We start from the raw sequence: 19,966 nt of genomic DNA, 5'->3' as shown, positions 1-19,966 counted from the left end.
AAAAAGTTGTTGAAGTAGGTGATATCGTTTTACCTGGTCAACATAATTTAGAAAATATTTTAGCAGCGATGAGTATCGCAAAATTATTGGGTGTTTCTAATGAAGCGATTACGGCAGTTTTAAAACGTTTTACAGGTGTAAAACATCGTTTAGAATATGTAACAACTATAAACAACCGTAAGTTTTATAATGACTCAAAAGCAACGAATATGTTAGCGACAGAGAAAGCTTTATCTGCGTTTACACAACCGACTGTGTTATTAGCAGGTGGGCTGGATCGTGGAAATGAATTCGATGATTTAATTCCGTATTTCAAAAATGTTAAAGCGATTGTAACATTTGGACAAACAGCTCCAAAATTAGTAAGAGCTGCAGAAAAAGCGGGATTAGATACAATTGAAAGTGTCGATACTTTAGATGAAGCTGTAGTGAAAGCATATGCTCATTCTACAGATGGCGATGTAATTCTTCTTTCTCCAGCATGTGCAAGCTGGGATCAATTTAAAACATTTGAAGAAAGAGGAGACATTTTTATACAAGCTGTGCATAAACTTATATAAAGTAAATCAAAACATCAGTAGGCTAACACCTACTGATGTTTTGTTACATAGGGCAAAAGTTTCTGCCTAAAGAGGTGGTGTTTATGGGTAATGAAGAAAACGCCTGATTTTATTCTCATCATCGTTACACTTGCGTTGTTAACAATCGGAATGATTATGGTTTATAGTGCGAGTGCGGTTTGGGCCTCTTATAAAATGGGGGACTCATTCTTTTTTGCAAAAAGGCAATTGCTATTCGCAGGTCTTGGTGTAGTGGCTATGTTTTTTATTATGAAAATTGATTATTGGGTGTGGCGTACGTATTCAAAAGTAATTTTGCTAGTTTGCTTCATTCTTCTTATTCTCGTTCTTATTCCTGGAGTAGGTCTTGTTCGAGGAGGAGCGCGAAGTTGGATTGGAATCGGGGCATTTTCCATTCAACCGTCCGAATTTATGAAGTTTGCGATGATTATTTTCTTAGCGAAATTTTTAGCGGAACGACAAAAATTAATTACCTCTTTTAAACGTGGTTTACTACCAGCTCTAGGTTTTGTATTTCTTGCTTTCGGAATGATTATGTTACAGCCGGACCTTGGCACAGGAACGGTAATGGTTGGGACATGTATCATTATGATATTTATCTCAGGAGCAAGGGTCTTTCACTTTGCAATGTTTGGTTTGCTTGGTGTAGCAGGATTTGTAGGGCTAATTGCATCAGCACCGTATCGGATGAAACGTATTACATCATATTTAGACCCGTGGTCAGATCCGCTTGGAAGTGGATTTCAAATTATTCAATCGTTACTCGCAATTGGACCAGGTGGATTATTCGGGCTTGGACTTGGACAAAGTAGACAAAAGTTTCTTTATTTACCTGAACCGCAAACAGACTTTATATTTGCAATCTTATCCGAGGAATTAGGTTTTATTGGTGGTTCATTTGTGTTATTATTATTTAGTCTATTATTATGGCGTGGGATTCGTATAGCTTTAGGAGCGCCAGATTTATATGGTACGTTTTTAGCAGTAGGTATTGTGGCGATGATTGCGATTCAAGTAATGATTAATGTTGGTGTTGTAACAGGATTGATGCCTGTTACGGGTATTACTTTGCCGTTTTTAAGTTATGGTGGATCAAGTTTGACATTAATGTTAATGGCAGTAGGTGTATTATTAAATATAAGTCGCCATTCTCGCTACTAAACCCTGTTTTATAAGACAGGGTTTTTCGTATGTGTACGAAGAAACAATATGTATATAGAAATAAATACTGTAATAAGAAAAAGAGAAGCGGAGGAGTTAGTAGTGCGTGTATTAGTAAGTGGTGGGGGCACTGGAGGTCATATTTATCCGGCTCTTGCTTTAATAAGAGAAATAAAAAAATTAAATCCGGAAGCAAGGTTTTTATATATTGGTACGGAGAATGGATTAGAGAGCACAATCGTGCCCAAAGCAGGTATACCGTTTCAATCTATTGTTATAAGTGGATTTAAGCGTAAAATATCGTTAGATAACGTGAAAACGGTGATGCGTTTCCTAAAAGGTGTACAAGATAGTAAACGATATATTCGTCGTTTTAATCCAGATATTGTAATTGGAACAGGTGGATATGTATGTGGACCTGTTGTATATGCTGCGGCAAAATTAGGTATTCCAACTATTGTACATGAACAAAATAGTGTACCTGGTGTAACGAATAAATTTTTAAGCCGCTATGTTGATAAAGTTGCAGTTTGTTTTGAAGCGGCTGCAGAACATTTTCCGCAGTCAAAAGTGGTCATGACAGGAAACCCAAGAGCGTCAGAAGTAATGGATCAAAATGGAATGAAGGGAAAACGTTCAGTAGGTTTATCTCTTCCTAAAAAATCCGTGCTTATTTTTGGTGGCAGCCGTGGGGCTAGACCAATTAACGATGCTTTCGTAGAGGCAATTGAACAGTTTGGAAATAAAAGTTACGAAATATTGTATGTAACAGGTGAAGTTCATTACGACAAAGTGATGGATGCAGTGAAGCAAAAAGGGAATCCGAATAATGTTATTATTAAACCTTTCATTCATAATATGCCAGAAGTACTTACCGGTGTAGACCTGGTTGTCTCAAGGGCTGGAGCAACAACACTTGCAGAATTAACAGCGTTAGGTAAGCCAAGTGTGTTAATTCCGAGTCCTTATGTAACAAATAACCATCAGGAAAAAAATGCACGTTCTGTTGTCGATAAAGGAGCAGCAAAAATGTTGCTTGAAAAAGATTTAACAGCTGAAACACTTATTCGTGATATTGACGAGATTTTATTAGATGCACAAACATTACAAAATATGAAGCTTGCTGCTGGGCAATTAGGTATTCCAGATGCAGCAAATAAGTTGTATGAAGTCATGAATAAGCTTGTAAAAAAATAACGTTAGGTGAACGCCCTGCATACTACTGTAATAAGGATGCTTAGTATGGGGGAGATTGGTTTATGGAGCAATTAGTAAATGAGCTTATAGAAGCAAATGTTGGTCGTGTGTTAGTGGATGAACCGTTAGCACGTTATACAACTATGAAAATAGGTGGACCAGCTGATATTTTAATTGTGCCAAAGCATGTTGCCGGTATTGAAAAAACGTTGCAGTTAGTAAAGAAATATAAAACAAAGTGGACTGTAATTGGTCGCGGTTCGAACCTTCTTGTATCTGATCTGGGTATAGAAGGTGTCGTTATTCGTTTAGGAGAAGGATTAGACCACTTAGAAGTCGAAAAACATAGGGTAAGAGTTGGTGGTGGGTATCCCCTGATTAAATTATCAACTTTACTTAGTCGTCAAGGGTTAGCGGGTCTGGAGTTCGCAAGTGGTATTCCAGGAAGTGTTGGCGGTGCAGTGTATATGAATGCAGGAGCACATAAATCGGATATATCAAACATATTATCAAAAGCTCTTATTTTGTTTGAAGATGGAACAATTGACTGGTTAACGCATGAAGAAATGGAGTTTTCCTATCGTACATCTGTATTGCAAACGAAACGCCCTGGTATTGTTTTGGAAGCTGAGTTTCAATTACAGATAGGAGAGCGTGAGGGAATTGTAAGTGTCATGCAAAAGAATAAAGATTACCGCCGTGAAACACAGCCATGGAATCACCCTTGTGCAGGAAGTGTGTTTCGGAATCCAATTCCATACTTTGCAGGAGATTTAATAGAGAAGGCGGGACTTCGTGGTTATCAAATAGGTGGAGCTCAAATTTCTGAAATGCATGGGAACTTCATTATTAACACTGGTGGAGCTAGCGCGCAAGATGTATTATCTTTAATAGCATTAGTAAAACAAACAATCAAGGATAAATTTAGCGTAGAAATGCATACAGAAGTAGAAATCATTGGAAGATAACGGTTATTCGTTCCGCTCATTATCATTTATGTTATAATAAGAAGATAAGAACGGCATGAGGAACATGCCGTTCTTTATGTTACGTAGGGGGATCGTACATGAAAAATAGTAAAGTGATTAAACTACAGGATCGTGTACCAAAGTTAAAAAATCAACAGAAAAAAAACAAGAAAAATGTTAATCATCGGTTGATTCTATACATATCAATTTTATTTTTATTAGTGCTCTTTTTAATTTATTTTCGGTCTCCGCTTAGCAATATAAAAAAGATAAGCGTGTTTGGAAATCATTATATGACAGATGAACAAGTGATGAAGGAATCAGGTGTGACATATGATACAAGTTATTTCCGAGTGACAGCACATAAAGCAGAAGAAAACTTAACGAAACGAAAAGAAATTAAAGCAGTAAATGTAAAGAAGCGTTTTCCAAATAAAATTGACGTTCATATTGAAGAATATTTAACGATTGGTTATATAAACAAAGATGGGAAATTACAACCGTTATTAGAGAACGGGAAAACACTTGATGTACTCCCGAACGGAAAACTTCCTGTTGCAGCGCCAATTTTTGAACCTTTTAAAGAGGAGAAAATGAAGGAGTTAATTGCTGAGCTTGAAAAATTAACACCAACTATTTTAAGGTCTATTTCTGAAATTCGTTATTCACCGACAAATGCGAATGAAGACCACCTTACTTTATATATGAATGAAGGGTATGAAGTGAGCACTACGATTCAAAATTTCGCAAAACGTATGGAAGCTTATCCACTTATCTTAAAAACAATTGAGCCAGGTAAAAAGGTATTAATTGACTTAGAAGTAGGGGCGTATACGAAAGAATTAGGAGCAGAAGAAAAAAAAGAATAGAATGATAGTTTTCACTACGTTATTGTAGAAAAAACGAAACGAATGTTCTGCTTGGTGCATAGGAATTTACAAGAATGGTTCATTTGATGAAAAATATGTAAAAATTCTTAGATTCATACTAGGATTGGTACAAGTTTCACTTTTCTATGAGTACATCTTAGTGTAGACTTATACTTGGCGGTAATCTTTACACTTGAAATAGAATTATTTCAAGATAAGCAGTTATTCATAGTTTACTGCAATATTCTTAAATGAATGTTAAATAAAAATAAGAAAAATATAGGGTTAAAAAAGGGAAACGTATAAAGACGTTGAATATTTTTCTTATAAATAGTAAAGTTGCGATTGTTGTTCCATATATTGAGTTGTATGGTATAAATAAAGAAGGAGGTGCCAAAGAATGAACAGCAATGAAATATATGTTAGTCTTGACATCGGTACATCCAATGTTAAAGTCATCATTGGTGAAATGGTTAATGACAGCTTAAACATTATTGGTGTTGGAAATGTAAAATCAAATGGTTTAAAGAAGGGATCGATAGTTGATATAGACGAGACTGTTCGATCAATTAAAAAAGCAATTGAACAAGCTGAGCGCATGGTGGGAATCCACATTGAGCAAGTTGTAGTAGGTGTCAATGCAAACCAGGTACAGCTACTTCCGTGTCACGGAGTAGTCGCTGTTTCAAATGAAGATCGTGAAATCGGGAATGAAGATGTCTTACGCGTTCTAGATGCAGCACAAGTTGTGTCAATTGCTCCAGAACGTGAGTTTATTGATGTGGTACCTCGACAGTTCATTGTAGACGGTCTTGACGAGATTAACGATCCGCGCGGGATGATCGGTGTAAGATTAGAAATGGAAGGTACACTTATTACAGGCTCGAGAACTTTACTACATAACCTACTTCGTTGTGTAGAAAAAGCAGGTCTTGAAATTGTTGATATTTGTCTTCAACCTTTAGCGGCTGCAACAGTTGCTATATCTTCAGATGAAAAAAATAGAGGAGTAGCCCTTGTTGATATGGGGGGAGGATCTACAACTTTATCTATTTTTAAAGATGGAGAGTTACAAGCAACGAGCGTATTACCATTAGGTGGAGACCATATAACGAAAGATATTGCGATTGGGTTGAAAACTTCAACAGAAAATGCAGATCAAATTAAGTTGAAATATGGACATGCTTTTTATGATACAGCGTCGGAAGAAGAGATGTTTACGGTTCCTATTATGGGAAGCGATCAAACAGAACAATATTCTCAGTTGGAATTATCGGATATAATAGAGGCTCGTGTAGAGGAAATTTTAATGTTTGTTCAAGATGAAGTGCGTAAGTTAGGAGTAAAGCAAGTAGCTTCTGGTTATGTACTAACTGGTGGAATTGCTTCTATGCCAGGTGTTCTTGATCTTGCATATGATATTTTACATGAAAATGTTCGTATAGCAACTCCTGATTATATTGGCGTGCGTGAGCCCCAATATACAAGTGGAGTAGGATTAATTAAACATTCTTATCAAAAAGCTAAGTTGCGTGGGAAAAATGTGCAGGAAAAACAAGAGCATTTTGAACCAGTACCAGCACCAGCTCCAACGCCGGTACAACAGCAACCTGCGAAACAAAAAACGCGTAATCAAAACAATAATAATCAAAATGATGACCGTATGATGTCAAAAGTAAAACGTGTATTCCGTTATTTATGGGATTAAAATTGGACACGAAAAATGAGGTTCTAGGGGGATTTCGACATGTTAGAGTTTGATACTACTCAAGATCAATTAGCGAATATAAAAGTTATCGGTGTCGGCGGTGGCGGAAACAATGCTGTAAACCGTATGATTGAACACGGTGTACAAGGTGTAGACTTTATCGCTGTAAATACTGATGCACAAGCATTAAATCTATCAAAAGCTGAAACGAAAATGCAAATTGGTGGAAAATTAACACGTGGACTTGGTGCAGGTGCAAACCCTGAAGTAGGGAAAAAAGCAGCAGAAGAAAGTAAAGAACAGATCCAAGAAGCACTTCGTGGTGCTGATATGGTATTCGTAACTGCTGGTATGGGCGGCGGAACTGGAACTGGTGCAGCTCCAGTTGTTGCTCAAGTGGCAAAAGAATTAGGTGCATTAACAGTTGGTGTTGTAACACGACCATTTACATTTGAAGGACGTAAGCGTGCAACACAAGCGGCATCTGGTATTGCGGCATTTAAAGAAAATGTAGATACACTTATTGTAATTCCAAACGATCGCTTATTAGAGATTGTTGATAAAAACACGCCAATGTTAGAGGCATTCCGTGAAGCAGATAACGTATTACGTCAAGGTGTTCAAGGTATTTCTGATTTAATTGCAACACCAGGTTTAATTAACTTAGACTTCGCAGACGTAAAGACAATTATGTCTAATAGAGGTTCTGCTTTAATGGGTATTGGTTCTGGTAATGGAGAAAATCGTGCTGCTGAAGCTGCGAAAAAAGCGATTTCTAGTCCATTATTAGAAACATCTATTGATGGAGCTCAAGGTGTTATCATGAACATTACGGGTGGAGCTAACTTAAGCTTATATGAAGTACAAGAAGCGGCAGACATTGTAGCTTCAGCTTCAGATCCAGAAGTAAATATGATCTTCGGTTCGGTTATTAATGAAGGATTAAAAGATGATATCGTTGTAACTGTAATTGCAACTGGTTTTGATGATACAATTGCAACTCAACCACCAAAACCAATTATCCGTCCGAATGTGAATCACACGCAACAACAGCAACAGCCAGTAGCTCAACCACCAAAACAACGTGAAGTAAAACGTGAAATGAAGCGTGAAGAGCCGGTTGTACATGAGCGTCATTCAGATTCAGATGATATCGATATTCCAGCATTCTTACGTAATCGTCGTAGACGATAAAAGAAAAGGAGCATTTATGCTCCTTTTTTGTTTTATACAGGGAAAAGATCTGCTAAGCAGGTCTTTTTTTATTGTAATTTATTCCGCTTTTTGCTGGGTAGCCCAATTGGTTCAACTAATAATCAGTGGGGGGATGAAGAAAACCCCCACTGATTAAAGTTTGAAAAAAAGATAGCATTCTATGAAACATATACTTTTATTTTTTACCGACAGATTATGTCTAGAAAGCACAAAATAACAAAAAAACACCTCCGCAAATTGACACACTTTCCTATTGGATATGCATTATACTAGTCTCAACTTAAAAAAAGAGGTGAATTGTTTGGTTGTTTACGCCGACGTTGTTTGGTTGTTAAACGCCTGCATTGATTTTCTTTTACTTTTATTAACAGCTACCGTGTTAAAAAAGAAGATCAAAAGATGGAGGCTTGTGTTAGGGGCATTGATAGGTTCAACCATTGTTATTTTTGCCTTTACTCCTTTTGCTTCTGTGATGACACATCCAATTATGAAACTACTGTACTCGTTACTTATTGTGTATACAGCATTTGGGTTTACAACATTTAGAAATTATGCACAAACTGTTTTTACTTTTTACTTTGTAACCTTTATGGTTGGCGGAGGGTTAATGGGCACTCATTTCTTTTTGCAAACGAATGAAATGGTAAATGGGTTGGTTCAATCTCAATCAATTTCTTACGGTGACCCAATTAGCTGGTTGTTTGTTATTTTTGGTTTTCCAGTCATTTATTATTTTTCTAAAAAGCGGATTGAAAGCGTAGAGGTTACAAAAATACACTATGATCAAATTGTGAAATTGAAAGTTCAATTAGCTGAAGAGGAGCTAGAACTTGCAGGCTTAATTGATAGTGGAAATCAACTTTACGACCCGTTAACGAAAACACCTGTTATGATTATGCATATTTCATCGTTAGAACATTGTTTGCCGGCTTGGTTAACAGAACAAATTTATTCCAAAACAGAAATTCCTCAAATACCAGAAAATGATTCTGGGTGGGCGACAAAATTACGCTTAATTCCTTTCCGAGCAGTGGGAGTAGAAAGTCAATTTTTATGGGCAATTAAGCCAGATAGTGTACAAATTTATCATGAAGGAAGTTCTATCGTTGTGAACAAAGTATTGATTGGATTAAATACACAACAGTTATCAACCAATGGAGAGTATCAATGTATTGTGCATCCGAAAATGTTAATTTCGCAAAAAATGGTAATTGCTTAATAATGGGAGGCGGGATAATATGATGAAATTAAAATTTTATTTAGTATACCTTTGGTATAAAGTATTGCTGAAATTAGGAATTAAGACCGATGAAATTTATTACATTGGTGGAAGTGAAGCGTTACCACCGCCGTTAACGAAAGAAGAAGAGGAAGTTCTTTTAAATAAATTGCCAAAAGGAGATCAGGCGGCAAGATCGTTACTGATTGAACGCAACTTACGGCTAGTCGTATATATAGCAAGAAAATTTGAAAATACAGGGATAAATATTGAAGATTTGATTAGCATTGGAACAATTGGTCTTATTAAAGCGGTAAATACATTTAATCCAGAAAAGAAAATAAAATTAGCAACATATGCCTCACGTTGTATCGAAAATGAAATTTTAATGCATTTGCGCAGGAATAATAAAAATCGTTCAGAAGTTTCTTTTGATGAACCGCTTAACATCGATTGGGATGGAAACGAACTTTTATTATCAGATGTATTAGGTACAGACGATGATATTATTACAAAAGATTTAGAAGCGACTGTGGATCGTCATCTTCTAATGAAAGCATTACATCAATTAAATGATCGTGAAAAACAAATTATGGAACTTCGGTTTGGGCTTGCTGGAGGAGAGGAAAAGACGCAAAAAGATGTAGCGGATATGCTTGGGATTTCACAGTCATACATTTCGCGTTTAGAAAAAAGAATCATAAAAAGATTACGAAAAGAATTTAATAAAATGGTGTAAAGAGTAAGGCCAGCCGTTATCTAGGCTGGTCTTATTCTATTTAGTTGTATGAGGAAGGACAACTAAAATGAAAAATGAAGAGAAAACCGCATGCATAAAATCCCCTTCAAAGGAAATACTTTACACTGTACAGCAACTCCCGATAGGAGGGAACACTTTGACGAGAAACAAAGTAGAAATTTGCGGTGTTGATACAGCTAAACTTCCCGTACTAAAAAATGATGAAATGCGTAAATTATTTCGTGAAATGCAAAGTGGAGAGATAAGCGCAAGAGAGAAATTAGTGAATGGAAACTTACGTCTTGTACTGAGCGTCATCCAAAGATTTAATAACAGAGGAGAATATGTTGACGATTTATTTCAAGTTGGTTGTATCGGACTTATGAAATCCATTGATAACTTTGATTTAGGCCAAAATGTAAAATTTTCAACGTATGCTGTGCCGATGATTATTGGGGAAATACGCAGATATTTGCGTGATAACAATCCGATTCGCGTATCTCGCTCCTTACGAGATATTGCGTATAAAGCGTTACAAGTAAGAGAAAAGTTGATTGCAGAAAATTCAAAAGAACCGACAGCAATGGATATTGCAAAAGTGCTTGAAGTGACTCATGAAGAAATTGTTTTTGCTTTAGATGCAATTCAAGATCCAGTTTCATTATTTGAGCCGATTTATAACGATGGGGGAGATCCTATCTTTGTTATGGATCAGTTAAGTGATGAAAAACAAAAGGACGAGCAGTGGGTTGAAGAGTTAGCTCTAAAAGAAGGAATGAAGCGTTTAAATGATCGTGAGAAAATGATTATTCGAAAACGTTTCTTCCAAGGAAAAACACAAATGGAAGTTGCAGAAGAAATTGGGATTTCTCAAGCGCAAGTGTCACGTTTAGAGAAATCAGCTATTAAACAAATGAATAAGACGATTCAAGGATAAGGTTTCACCATTTATGGTGAGACCTTTTTATATGTCATATAGTTTGTTTGCGTTCATAGTAGGGGAGCTGTGTTCATATAATGAAAATAATATGAGGTTGGCAAGAGGATGCTTCCTGTTCATTTGAGAAACAATGTTTTTTCGATTCGTCATATATAAGGGAGAGGATGAAAGTGATACGAATTTCGGAATTACAGATGAAAGATATAATAAATGTTTCAGACGGAAAAAGGCTGGGTAATATTGGAGATATCGAAATCGATATGAACACAGGAAAAATCGAGTCTATTATTATTTCCAAACAGGCACGTATGTTAGGGATCTTTGGGAAAGATATAGAAATTGTAATTCCTTGGAAAGAAATTGTGAAAATTGGGGAAGATGTCATACTTGTTAGAGTAAATCCTGTTAATTCTGTAACAGAATCAATACAAACACCGACAATTTCATAAAGAATATTACAAATTCCTCTTTTTTTTCTGTTAGGATTATGAAAAAATAAAAGTATGGTAAAATAGACAGGAAGTACCATGCTTTTTTATGTTATTTTAATTAAAAGGAGCCGCTATTATGAGAGAGCCATTTAAATATGTGGACGGTATACTGTATTTACAAGCGTGGAAAGAACTTGGGAACATTACTGCTGGATTTACGACAAAAGATGGTGGGGTAAGTACGGGCTCCTTTCATGCGATGAATTTAGGATTACATGTGAATGATATTGCGGAGAACGTTCATGAAAATAGACGCATTTTAGCAAATAAGTTACAAAAACCATTAGAAAACTGGATTTGCTCTGAACAAGTTCATGATCATCATGTTGAAAAAGTAGGAGAACAGGAAAAAGGAAGTGGCGTTTATTCATATGAAGACGGCATTTCAAAAACAGATGGCATTTATACGACTAATAATGATGTTCTTCTAACATCTTGTTACGCGGATTGTGTTCCACTCTATTTTTATGCACCATCACATGGTATGATAGGACTTGCGCATGCTGGATGGAAAGGGACTGTAAAAGAGATTGCAAAAGAAATGATTCAAAAATGGAATGCAGAAGGGATTTCAAGTGATGAAATTCATGTTGCGATTGGACCAGCAATTGGATCTTGTTGTTACGTTGTTGATGATCGAGTGCTAACAGCAGCAGAGCAAGTAGTAAACGGTTCTGTCCCTTATAAAAAAATTTCTGACGGACAGTATGCAATTAATTTAAAAGAAATTAATCGTATACTATGTTTACAAGTAGGCATAAAAGAAGAGAATATTGTAATGTCATCTCTTTGTACAAGCTGTGAAGAGCAACTCTTTTTCTCTCATCGTCGTGATCAAGGTAAGACGGGGAGAATGTTGAGTTTCATAGGTTTTAAGGAGGAAGAAAGCAAGTGACAGTACAAACAAATTTAACAACTGTAAATGAATCAATTAAACAATCTTGCGCACGAGCAGGACGTTCGTTGCAAGATATTAAACTCGTTGCGGTTACAAAAACGGTAGGAATTGAAAAAACAAACGAAGTAATTGAAGCAGGAATTATCGATTTAGGTGAAAATAGAAATGAAGGTTTCTTACAGAAGTACGAACATTTCGGTTCAAAAGTGAATTGGCATTTTATTGGATCATTACAAACGAGAAAAGTAAAAGAAATCATTAATGAAATCGATTATTTACATTCATTAGATCGTCTTTCACTTGCAAAAGAAATTCAAAAACGTGCGGATAAGAAAGTGAAATGTTTTATTCAAGTGAAAACATCATCTGAAGAATCAAAGCAAGGATTGGCAATAGAAGAAACCGTTTCTTTTATTCAAAGTTTGCAAGAATTGGATAAGATTGAAGTGGTTGGACTAATGACAATGGCTCCATTTACAGAAGAAGAGAAAGAAATCAGACGCTGTTTTAAGACATTACGTATGCTACAAACAGAGGTGCAGGAGTTAGAATTGTTACATGCGCCATGTAAAGAATTATCAATGGGAATGTCTAATGATTACACCATTGCAATTGAAGAAGGTGCTACATACATTCGTTTGGGGACGATTTTAGTAGGAAAAGCGTAAAAGGAAGGAGAATCTTATTATGAGTTGGTCAAAAGTAAAATACTTCTTTTTTGATACACCTGAAGAAAAAGAAGCAGCTCAATATAGTTATGAAAAGGAGCAAACAGACATGAAGAAGCAGCAAGATCCGCCAGAACAACAAGATGTTACGTTTCCAAAAGCGCAAACGAAACAAAATGTTGTGAGCATTGAAACAGCGAAGCAATCTTCAAAAGTTGTTTTATTAGAACCACGCACATATTCGGAAGCGCAAGGAATTGCGGACCATTTAAAAGGTAGACGAGCTGTTGTGATTAATTTACAACGAATGTCTACGGATCAGGCTGTACGTATCGTTGACTTTTTAAGTGGTACTGTATACGCTATAGGCGGGGACATTCAAAAAATAGGACCGAAAACATTTATGTGTACGCCTGAAAATGTAGATATTGTTGGTGCAATTTCAGAGTTATTCGGTGAAGAAGAAGATACAAATATAAAGAGGTGGTAATACGCCATGGAAACCGTTTTAAGACTTTTAGTTTATGCTATCGAGATTTACTCGTGGGCACTTATTATTTACATTCTCCTATCATGGTTCCCAGGTGCAAAGGAATCAACTTTCGGAGAGTTTCTTGCGCGTATTTGTGAACCATATTTAGAACCATTTCGCAGATTTATTCCGCCGCTTGGTATGATTGATATTTCGCCACTCGTTGCGATCTTTGCTTTAAGACTTGCGACAAATGGCTTGGTAAGTTTATTCGGCTATTTCTTATAGTAAGAGGTTATATGTATGAGCATCTACGAGCATTTTAGACCTGATGAAGTGGTCTTTGTGGATAAAGTGTTAGAGTGGAAGCGAGCAGCGGAGTACCATCAAGTGAAGTTAACAGACTTTCTTGATCCAAGACAACAACAAATTGTCACGATGGTAATAGGACAAGGAGATGTTGCTGTACAGTTTGATGGTGCAACGTCTCAAGCAGAGCGCAAAAGAGCACTCATTTATCCGGACTATCTAGTAGTAAATGAAGAGGAATTTCAAGTAGAAGTATTGGAAATTGACTATCCTTCCAAGTTTTATACGCTAGAGCATAGGCAAATATTAGGTACATTTATGTCTCTCGGTTTAACGAGAGAAAAATGTGGTGATATTTTGCTTCAAGAAGATCGTGCCCAAATTGTAGTCGCGAAAGAAGTTGTATCTTATATTGAGATGAACTTACAATCTATAGGAAAAGTGAAAGTCTCCTTATCACCAGTGCAAGGGGAAAAAATTCTACAGATACAAGAAACGTGGGGGGAGAAATCCGGAACAGTTTCTTCACTTCGTTTAGATGTTATGTTAGCTGAAATGTTACATATATCTAGGCAAAAAGTACAACCTTTCATAAAAAATGGTTTAGTAAAAGTGAATTGGAAAACAGTGGAGCAAACCTCTTATGAATGTTATCCAGGAGATGTTTTTTCAGTGAGAGGACATGGACGCAGTAAATTGTTTTCTGTAGAAGGTAGAACAAAGCGCGACAAATGGAGAATTTTGTATGGTATACTAAAATGATTGGTTTTTTAGAAGGAAATCCTCCTATTTTGTCGAAGAAAAGATATAATTGAAAGAGGAAATTTAGATAACTACTTGGAGGTGGCGTTGTGCCGTTAACACCATTAGATATTCATAACAAAGAATTTGGTCGCGGATTCCGTGGCTATGATGAGGATCAAGTAAATGAGTTTCTTGATCAAATTATCAAAGATTATGAATTAGTCATTCGTGAGAAAAAAGCTTTAGAAGAACAAGTTGCGCAATTAGAAGGGAAGTTAGATCATTTCTCTAATATTGAAGATACGTTAAACAAATCTATCGTTGTTGCACAAGAAGCAGCGGAAGAAGTAAAACGTAATGCGCAAAAAGAAGCAAAATTAATTGTACGTGAAGCTGAAAAGAATGCAGACCGTATTATTAACGAAGCTTTAGTAAAATCAAGAAAAGTTGCTTTTGATATTGAAGAGCTAAAGAAACAAGCGAAAGTATTCCGCACTCGTTTCCGTATGTTATTAGAAACACAGCTTGAAATGTTAAACAACGATGATTGGGATAAACTAATTGAGTTAGAAGACGAAGTAGACGAGCTGTTGAAAAAAGAAGAAACAGTGTAAGCTTGACGTTTTTCTCATTATTACATATAATTTTAAACAACATATTTATTAAGAAAAACGAAGATAGGGATAAGTACCTTTTTCATACCTTATATAGCGAACTGAGGATGGTGTAAGCTCAGGATAAGGAGATAATGGGAATATCACCCTGGAGTTCCGCGCTGAACAAATAGAGTAAGCGTAGGCGTATATTCGCGTTAAGAATATAAAGAGGATTGTATACATACGTATAGGATCTACTAGGGTGGTACCGCGGGAGACTTTCTCGTCCCTTTTTGGGATGAGAAAGTCTCTTTTTTATTCCGTTTTTTAGGTCTTTCTTTTATACATGTAAGGAGGAATTGAGCATGGAGTACAAAAATACATTACTAATGCCAAAAACAGAGTTCCCGATGCGTGGGAATTTACCAAAACGTGAGCCTGCAATGCAAGAAAAGTGGGCGGAAATGAATATTTATGAAAAGGTACAAGAACATACGAAAGGTCGTCCTTTATTTGTACTGCATGATGGACCTCCATATGCGAATGGTGACATTCATATGGGACATGCATTAAATAAAGTATTAAAAGACTTTATCGTTCGTTATAAATCAATGACTGGTTTCTGTGCACCATATGTCCCAGGTTGGGATACACACGGTTTACCAATTGAACAAGCTTTAACAAATAAAGGTGTAAAGCGTAAAGAAATGACAGTTGCTGAGTTCCGTAAGTTATGTGCAGAGTATGCATATGAACAAGTAGAACGTCAGCGTGAGCAATTTAAGCGTTTAGGTGTACGTGCTGATTGGGATAACCCATACATTACTTTAGAGCCAGCTTATGAAGCACAACAAATTAAAGTGTTTGGTGATATGGCGAAAAAAGGTTATATCTATAAAGGACAAAAACCAGTTTATTGGTCACCAACGAGTGAATCAGCTTTAGCGGAAGCTGAAATTGAATACCAAGATAAAAAATCTGCATCTATTTACGTAGCATTCCCTGTAAAAGATGGAAAGAACGTATTAGAAGGTGATGAGAAATACATCATCTGGACAACAACGCCTTGGACGTTGCCTGCAAACTTAGGTATTTCTGTTCACCCAGAACTTGAATACGCTATTGTAAAAGTAAATGATGAAAAATATATTATTGCTTCTGAACTATTTGAGACAGTTGCAAAAACGTTAGAGTGGGAAAACGCTGAAGTTGTGAAAACAGTAAAAGGTAGCGAGCTTGAGTATACAGTTGCGAAGCATCCATTCTACGATCGTGATTCATTAGTTATGCTAGGAGATCACGTAACAACAGATGCAGGTACAGGTTGTGTTCATACAGCACCAGGACACGGGGAAGATGACTTTATTGTTGGTAAAAAGTATGGCTTAGAAGTACTTTGCCCAGTTGATGATAAAGGTGTATTAACAGAGGAAGCACCTGGATTTGAAGGCTTATTCTATGATAAAGCTAACAAGCCAATTACAGAAAAATTAGAAGAAGTAGGCGCATTACTGAAGCTAACATTCATTACGCATTCATATCCACATGATTGGAGAACGAAAAAACCTATTATTTTCCGTGCAACAGCACAGTGGTTTGCATCTATTGAAGCATTCCGTAAAGAGTTATTAGAAGCTGTTGCGGAAACAAAATGGGTACCAGCATGGGGCGAAACTCGTCTTCATAACATGGTTCGTGACCGTGGTGACTGGTGTATTTCTCGTCAACGTGCATGGGGTGTGCCAATTCCTGTATTCTATGCTGAGAATGGTGATCCAATCATTACGGATGAAACAATTAACCATGTAGCTGATTTATTCCGTGAACACGGTTCTAACGTATGGTTTGAGCGTGAAGCGAAAGATCTATTACCAGAAGGATTTACACATCCAGGTAGCCCAAATGGTGAATTCCGTAAAGAAACAGACATCATGGATGTATGGTTCGACTCAGGTTCTTCTCACCAAGCGGTATTAGAAGAGCGCGATGACTTACAACGTCCAGCAGATTTATATTTAGAAGGATCTGACCAATATCGTGGTTGGTTTAACTCTTCATTATCGACAGCAGTTGCTGTAACAGGAAAAGCGCCATATAAAGGCGTACTAAGCCATGGTTTCGTATTAGATGGTGAAGGACGTAAAATGAGTAAGTCGATTGGAAACATCGTCGTACCGAAGAAAATTATGGATCAATTAGGCGGAGATATTTTACGATTATGGGTATCTTCTGTTGACTATCAATCTGATGTACGTATTTCGGATGATATTTTAAAACAAGTAGCAGAAGTGTATCGTAAAATCCGTAACACATTCCGTTTCTTATTAGGAAACTTAGACGACTTTAAGCCAAGTGAAAATACAGTAGCTGTAGCTGAACTTCGTGAAGTAGATCGTTACATGTTAGTGAAATTAAATGACTTAATTACAAAAGTAAAAGAAGCATATGAGACATACGACTTCGCTGCTGTATATCATGCAATTCATAACTTCTGTACAATTGATTTAAGTTCATTCTACTTAGACTTTGCAAAAGACATTTTATACATTGAAGGTGCGAACCATGAAGATCGTCGTGCAATTCAAACTGTATTATATGATGTTCTTGTTGCATTGACGAAACTTGTAACACCAATCTTACCGCATACAGCTGATGAAGTATGGCCATACATTCCGGGTGTAACAGAAGAAAGTGTACAATTAACTGATATGCCAGAAGCTGTACAATTAGATGGTGCAGAAGCATTAAAAACAAAATGGGATGCATTTATGACATTGCGTGATGACGTATTAAAAGCGTTAGAAGTGGCTCGTAATGAAAAGGTAATCGGTAAGTCATTAAATGCAAGCATTACGCTATATCCAACTGCAGAAATGAAAGCTATGTTAGAGTCTATTAACGAAGACTTAAAGCAATTATTCATCGTTTCTGAGTACAAACTTGGTGGCATGATGGAAGAAGCGCCAGCAGATGCACCGAAGTATGAACATACAGCGGTTGTTGTTGCTCAAGCAACTGGTGAAACATGTGAACGCTGTTGGGTAGTTTCAGAAACAATTGGTAAAGATGCTGAACATGAAACATTATGTGAGCGTTGTGCAACGGTTGTTAAAGAAAATTATGTAAAATAATAAGGGGTGACTGCACGTAAAGTGCAGTCATTTTTTGGTTAACAGTATATTGAAATAACTTTCACTCTCTTTCCTATGAAGGAAAAATGTGTGAGAGGTAAGCATATAAATTTCGGACACACTAATCGTACATTGCAACTGGGAGGAATGTACACGTGAATGAAATGTATATGGAAATCAAAGAAGAATTGCAATTGATGCGAAAAGAGTTACAAGAGAGGCTAGCTAAAGAGGTTATGTACAAATATAATACAGAGTTTAGCGAAGAGCTTGGGTATGAAATGAAGGAAGAGATAAAGAAAAAACTATTATTACATGATATAAAAGAGGATTTAAAAGATGTAGAACGTGCATTATTTAAAATGGAAATAGATATGTATGGTATTTGTGAAGAAACAGGGAGAGTAATGTCGGTAAAACAAATGAAAACGATGCCGACTGCACGTACCATTCATGAATTTTTCTATGAAAAAGTAAATGTATGAATGGGCACAACGATATTATATTACCTTTTTTTTATTTATTTTATTCTTCTATAAAGGTTCATTGTGAAAAGGTTGCAGCTATGCTAAAATTTTGAGGTACACTGTCTTTGTGGGGGAAATGAAAATGATATATTATGTAATAGCGTTATTTGTCATTGCCATCGATCAAATATCGAAATGGCTAATTGTAAAGAACATGGAATTGGGTACGAGCATTCCGATTATCGATAATGTATTATACATAACATCACATCGAAATAGAGGAGCTGCCTGGGGCATTTTAGAAAATAAAATGTGGTTTTTCTACATTATTACAGTCGTTTTTGTAGCATTTATCGTATTTTATATGAAAAAATATGCAAAAACAGACAAGCTTCTAGGAATTTCATTAGGTCTAATTTTAGGCGGAGCAATTGGTAATTTTATTGATCGTGTATTTAGACAAGAAGTAGTGGATTTCATTCACGTGTATATTTTCTCGTACAACTATCCAGTATTCAATATCGCTGATTCAGCATTATGTATTGGTGTTGTATTAATTATTATTCAAACATTATTAGAAGGCAAGAAAACGAAGGAGTAATTGAATGAGTGAAGTAGTACAAGTAACAGTTGCAGAAGAACAAAAAAATGAGCGAATTGATAAATTCGTTGCAGGAATAAATAATGAATGGTCACGTACACAAGTACAACAATGGATTAAAGATGACGTTGTTACAGTTAATGGAAAAGCTGTAAAAGGGAATTATAAAGTTAGAGAAAATGATGAAATTACAGTGACGATTCCTGAGCCAGAAGAGTTAGATATTCAGCCAGAAGATATGAACTTAGAAATTTATTATGAAGATGCAGATGTACTTGTTGTTAATAAGCCGCGTGGTATGGTTGTACATCCAGCACCAGGTCATACAAGTGGTACACTTGTGAACGGTCTTATGCACCATTGTACAGACTTATCAGGCATTAATGGTGTGATGCGTCCAGGTATCGTGCATCGTATTGATAAGGATACGTCAGGTCTATTAATGGTTGCTAAAAATGATATGGCACACGAATCACTTGTAAATCAACTTGTAGCAAAAACAGTAACGAGACGTTACAAAGCGATTGTACACGGTGTCATTCCGCACGATAAGGGAACGATTGATGCTCCGATTGCTCGTGATAAGAAAGAACGTCAAAGTATGACGGTTGATGAAAATGGTAAGCATGCTGTTACGCATTTCCAAGTGTTAGAGCGATTCAAAGATTTCACACTTGTAGAATGTCGCTTAGAAACAGGGCGTACACATCAAATTCGTGTTCATATGAAATATATTGGCTATCCACTTGCAGGAGATCCAAAGTATGGACCAAAGAAAACGTTAGATATGAACGGACAAGCACTTCATGCAGGTATTTTAGGATTTGATCATCCTCGCACTGGTGAATATATTCAGTTTGAGGCACCGATTCCAGAAGTGTTTGAAGACGCATTAAATATTTTACGAAAATAGTATTGACAAATCATAAGAAAACTGAGATACTGACAACAGTTAAATAATGATCCTTTAACACAGCCCCGTGAGGTTGAGA

At 36.4% G+C, this 19,966-nt stretch carries 20 protein-coding genes, 1 pseudogene and 1 other annotated feature; all 21 genes and pseudogenes read left to right on the top strand.

All coding sequences use genetic code 11. From position 1 onward, the window contains the following. Positions 1-560: pseudogene (murD, locus tag MR083_RS10265) on the top strand (UDP-N-acetylmuramoyl-L-alanine--D-glutamate ligase); the annotation flags it as partial. Positions 561-650: 90 nt separating this feature from the next. After that, positions 651-1,742: a stage V sporulation protein E gene (gene spoVE, locus MR083_RS10260; RefSeq protein ID WP_000753510.1), complete on the top strand. Its 1,092-nt coding sequence runs from the start codon at positions 651-653 to the stop codon at positions 1,740-1,742. A gap of 102 nt (positions 1,743-1,844) precedes the next feature. Further along, positions 1,845-2,939, top strand: coding sequence for an undecaprenyldiphospho-muramoylpentapeptide beta-N-acetylglucosaminyltransferase (murG, locus tag MR083_RS10255; RefSeq protein WP_001265415.1), 1,095 nt, complete (start codon positions 1,845-1,847; stop codon positions 2,937-2,939). A gap of 62 nt (positions 2,940-3,001) precedes the next feature. Then, positions 3,002-3,907 (top strand): UDP-N-acetylmuramate dehydrogenase, encoded by a 906-nt coding sequence (gene murB / locus MR083_RS10250; RefSeq protein WP_000437037.1) that lies wholly within the window; start codon positions 3,002-3,004, stop codon positions 3,905-3,907. A gap of 98 nt (positions 3,908-4,005) precedes the next feature. Continuing rightward, positions 4,006-4,776, top strand: a complete 771-nt coding sequence (gene divIB, locus MR083_RS10245) for a cell division protein DivIB (protein ID WP_000798232.1) — start codon at positions 4,006-4,008, stop codon at positions 4,774-4,776. A gap of 400 nt (positions 4,777-5,176) precedes the next feature. Beyond that, positions 5,177-6,484 carry a cell division protein FtsA gene (ftsA, locus tag MR083_RS10240; protein ID WP_001087553.1) on the top strand — a complete coding sequence of 436 codons (1,308 nt, stop codon included), beginning with the start codon at positions 5,177-5,179 and terminating at the stop codon, positions 6,482-6,484. A gap of 39 nt (positions 6,485-6,523) precedes the next feature. Further along, complete coding sequence (ftsZ, locus tag MR083_RS10235) at positions 6,524-7,678, top strand: cell division protein FtsZ (protein ID WP_000888991.1); 1,155 nt, start codon at positions 6,524-6,526, stop codon at positions 7,676-7,678. A gap of 322 nt (positions 7,679-8,000) precedes the next feature. Then, positions 8,001-8,918, top strand: a complete 918-nt coding sequence (spoIIGA, locus tag MR083_RS10230) for a sigma-E processing peptidase SpoIIGA (RefSeq protein ID WP_000261996.1) — start codon at positions 8,001-8,003, stop codon at positions 8,916-8,918. A gap of 19 nt (positions 8,919-8,937) precedes the next feature. After that, on the top strand, positions 8,938-9,657 hold the full coding sequence (gene sigE / locus MR083_RS10225; protein WP_000976948.1) for an RNA polymerase sporulation sigma factor SigE: 720 nt from the start codon (positions 8,938-8,940) through the stop codon (positions 9,655-9,657). Positions 9,658-9,814: 157 nt separating this feature from the next. After that, positions 9,815-10,594 (top strand): RNA polymerase sporulation sigma factor SigG, encoded by a 780-nt coding sequence (gene sigG / locus MR083_RS10220; protein ID WP_000197753.1) that lies wholly within the window; start codon positions 9,815-9,817, stop codon positions 10,592-10,594. Positions 10,595-10,761: 167 nt separating this feature from the next. Next, on the top strand, positions 10,762-11,046 hold the full coding sequence (locus MR083_RS10215; RefSeq protein WP_011040609.1) for a YlmC/YmxH family sporulation protein: 285 nt from the start codon (positions 10,762-10,764) through the stop codon (positions 11,044-11,046). 118 nt (positions 11,047-11,164) lie between these two features. Then, entirely contained in the window at positions 11,165-11,983 is an 819-nt protein-coding gene (gene pgeF, locus MR083_RS10210; RefSeq protein ID WP_001209018.1) for a peptidoglycan editing factor PgeF, read from the top strand. Next, the gene (locus MR083_RS10205; protein WP_000218173.1) at positions 11,980-12,654 is read left to right on the top strand and encodes a YggS family pyridoxal phosphate-dependent enzyme; all 675 of its coding nucleotides are present in this window, start codon (positions 11,980-11,982) and stop codon (positions 12,652-12,654) included. Before pgeF ends, MR083_RS10205 begins: the two co-directional genes overlap by 4 nt. A 19-nt stretch (positions 12,655-12,673) precedes the next feature. Further along, positions 12,674-13,144 carry a cell division protein SepF gene (locus tag MR083_RS10200; RefSeq protein WP_000119138.1) on the top strand — a complete coding sequence of 157 codons (471 nt, stop codon included), beginning with the start codon at positions 12,674-12,676 and terminating at the stop codon, positions 13,142-13,144. Positions 13,145-13,150: 6 nt separating this feature from the next. Then, entirely contained in the window at positions 13,151-13,414 is a 264-nt protein-coding gene (locus tag MR083_RS10195; protein WP_000450921.1) for a YggT family protein, read from the top strand. Positions 13,415-13,429: 15 nt separating this feature from the next. After that, on the top strand, positions 13,430-14,197 hold the full coding sequence (locus MR083_RS10190) for a YlmH family RNA-binding protein (RefSeq protein WP_000029727.1): 768 nt from the start codon (positions 13,430-13,432) through the stop codon (positions 14,195-14,197). A gap of 89 nt (positions 14,198-14,286) precedes the next feature. Further along, positions 14,287-14,793 (top strand): septum site-determining protein DivIVA, encoded by a 507-nt coding sequence (gene divIVA / locus MR083_RS10185; RefSeq protein ID WP_001131612.1) that lies wholly within the window; start codon positions 14,287-14,289, stop codon positions 14,791-14,793. Between the two features lie 51 nt (positions 14,794-14,844). Beyond that, positions 14,845-15,069 (top strand) — a binding site (T-box leader). A 71-nt stretch (positions 15,070-15,140) separates the two neighbouring features. Beyond that, positions 15,141-17,906: an isoleucine--tRNA ligase gene (gene ileS2 / locus MR083_RS10180; protein ID WP_000455925.1), complete on the top strand. Its 2,766-nt coding sequence runs from the start codon at positions 15,141-15,143 to the stop codon at positions 17,904-17,906. Positions 17,907-18,061: 155 nt separating this feature from the next. Next, the gene (locus MR083_RS10175; protein ID WP_001004667.1) at positions 18,062-18,391 is read left to right on the top strand and encodes a TraR/DksA C4-type zinc finger protein; all 330 of its coding nucleotides are present in this window, start codon (positions 18,062-18,064) and stop codon (positions 18,389-18,391) included. A gap of 124 nt (positions 18,392-18,515) precedes the next feature. After that, entirely contained in the window at positions 18,516-18,974 is a 459-nt protein-coding gene (gene lspA / locus MR083_RS10170; protein ID WP_000642177.1) for a lipoprotein signal peptidase LspA, read from the top strand. Positions 18,975-18,978: 4 nt separating this feature from the next. Continuing rightward, positions 18,979-19,887, top strand: a complete 909-nt coding sequence (locus tag MR083_RS10165; protein ID WP_000005838.1) for an RluA family pseudouridine synthase — start codon at positions 18,979-18,981, stop codon at positions 19,885-19,887. Positions 19,888-19,966: the final 79 nt, after the last annotated feature.

The organism is Bacillus cereus group sp. BfR-BA-01408, assembly GCF_022663305.1.
Taxonomy (GTDB): domain Bacteria; phylum Bacillota; class Bacilli; order Bacillales; family Bacillaceae_G; genus Bacillus_A; species Bacillus_A pacificus.
This window is presented reverse-complemented; position numbering and strand designations above follow the sequence as displayed.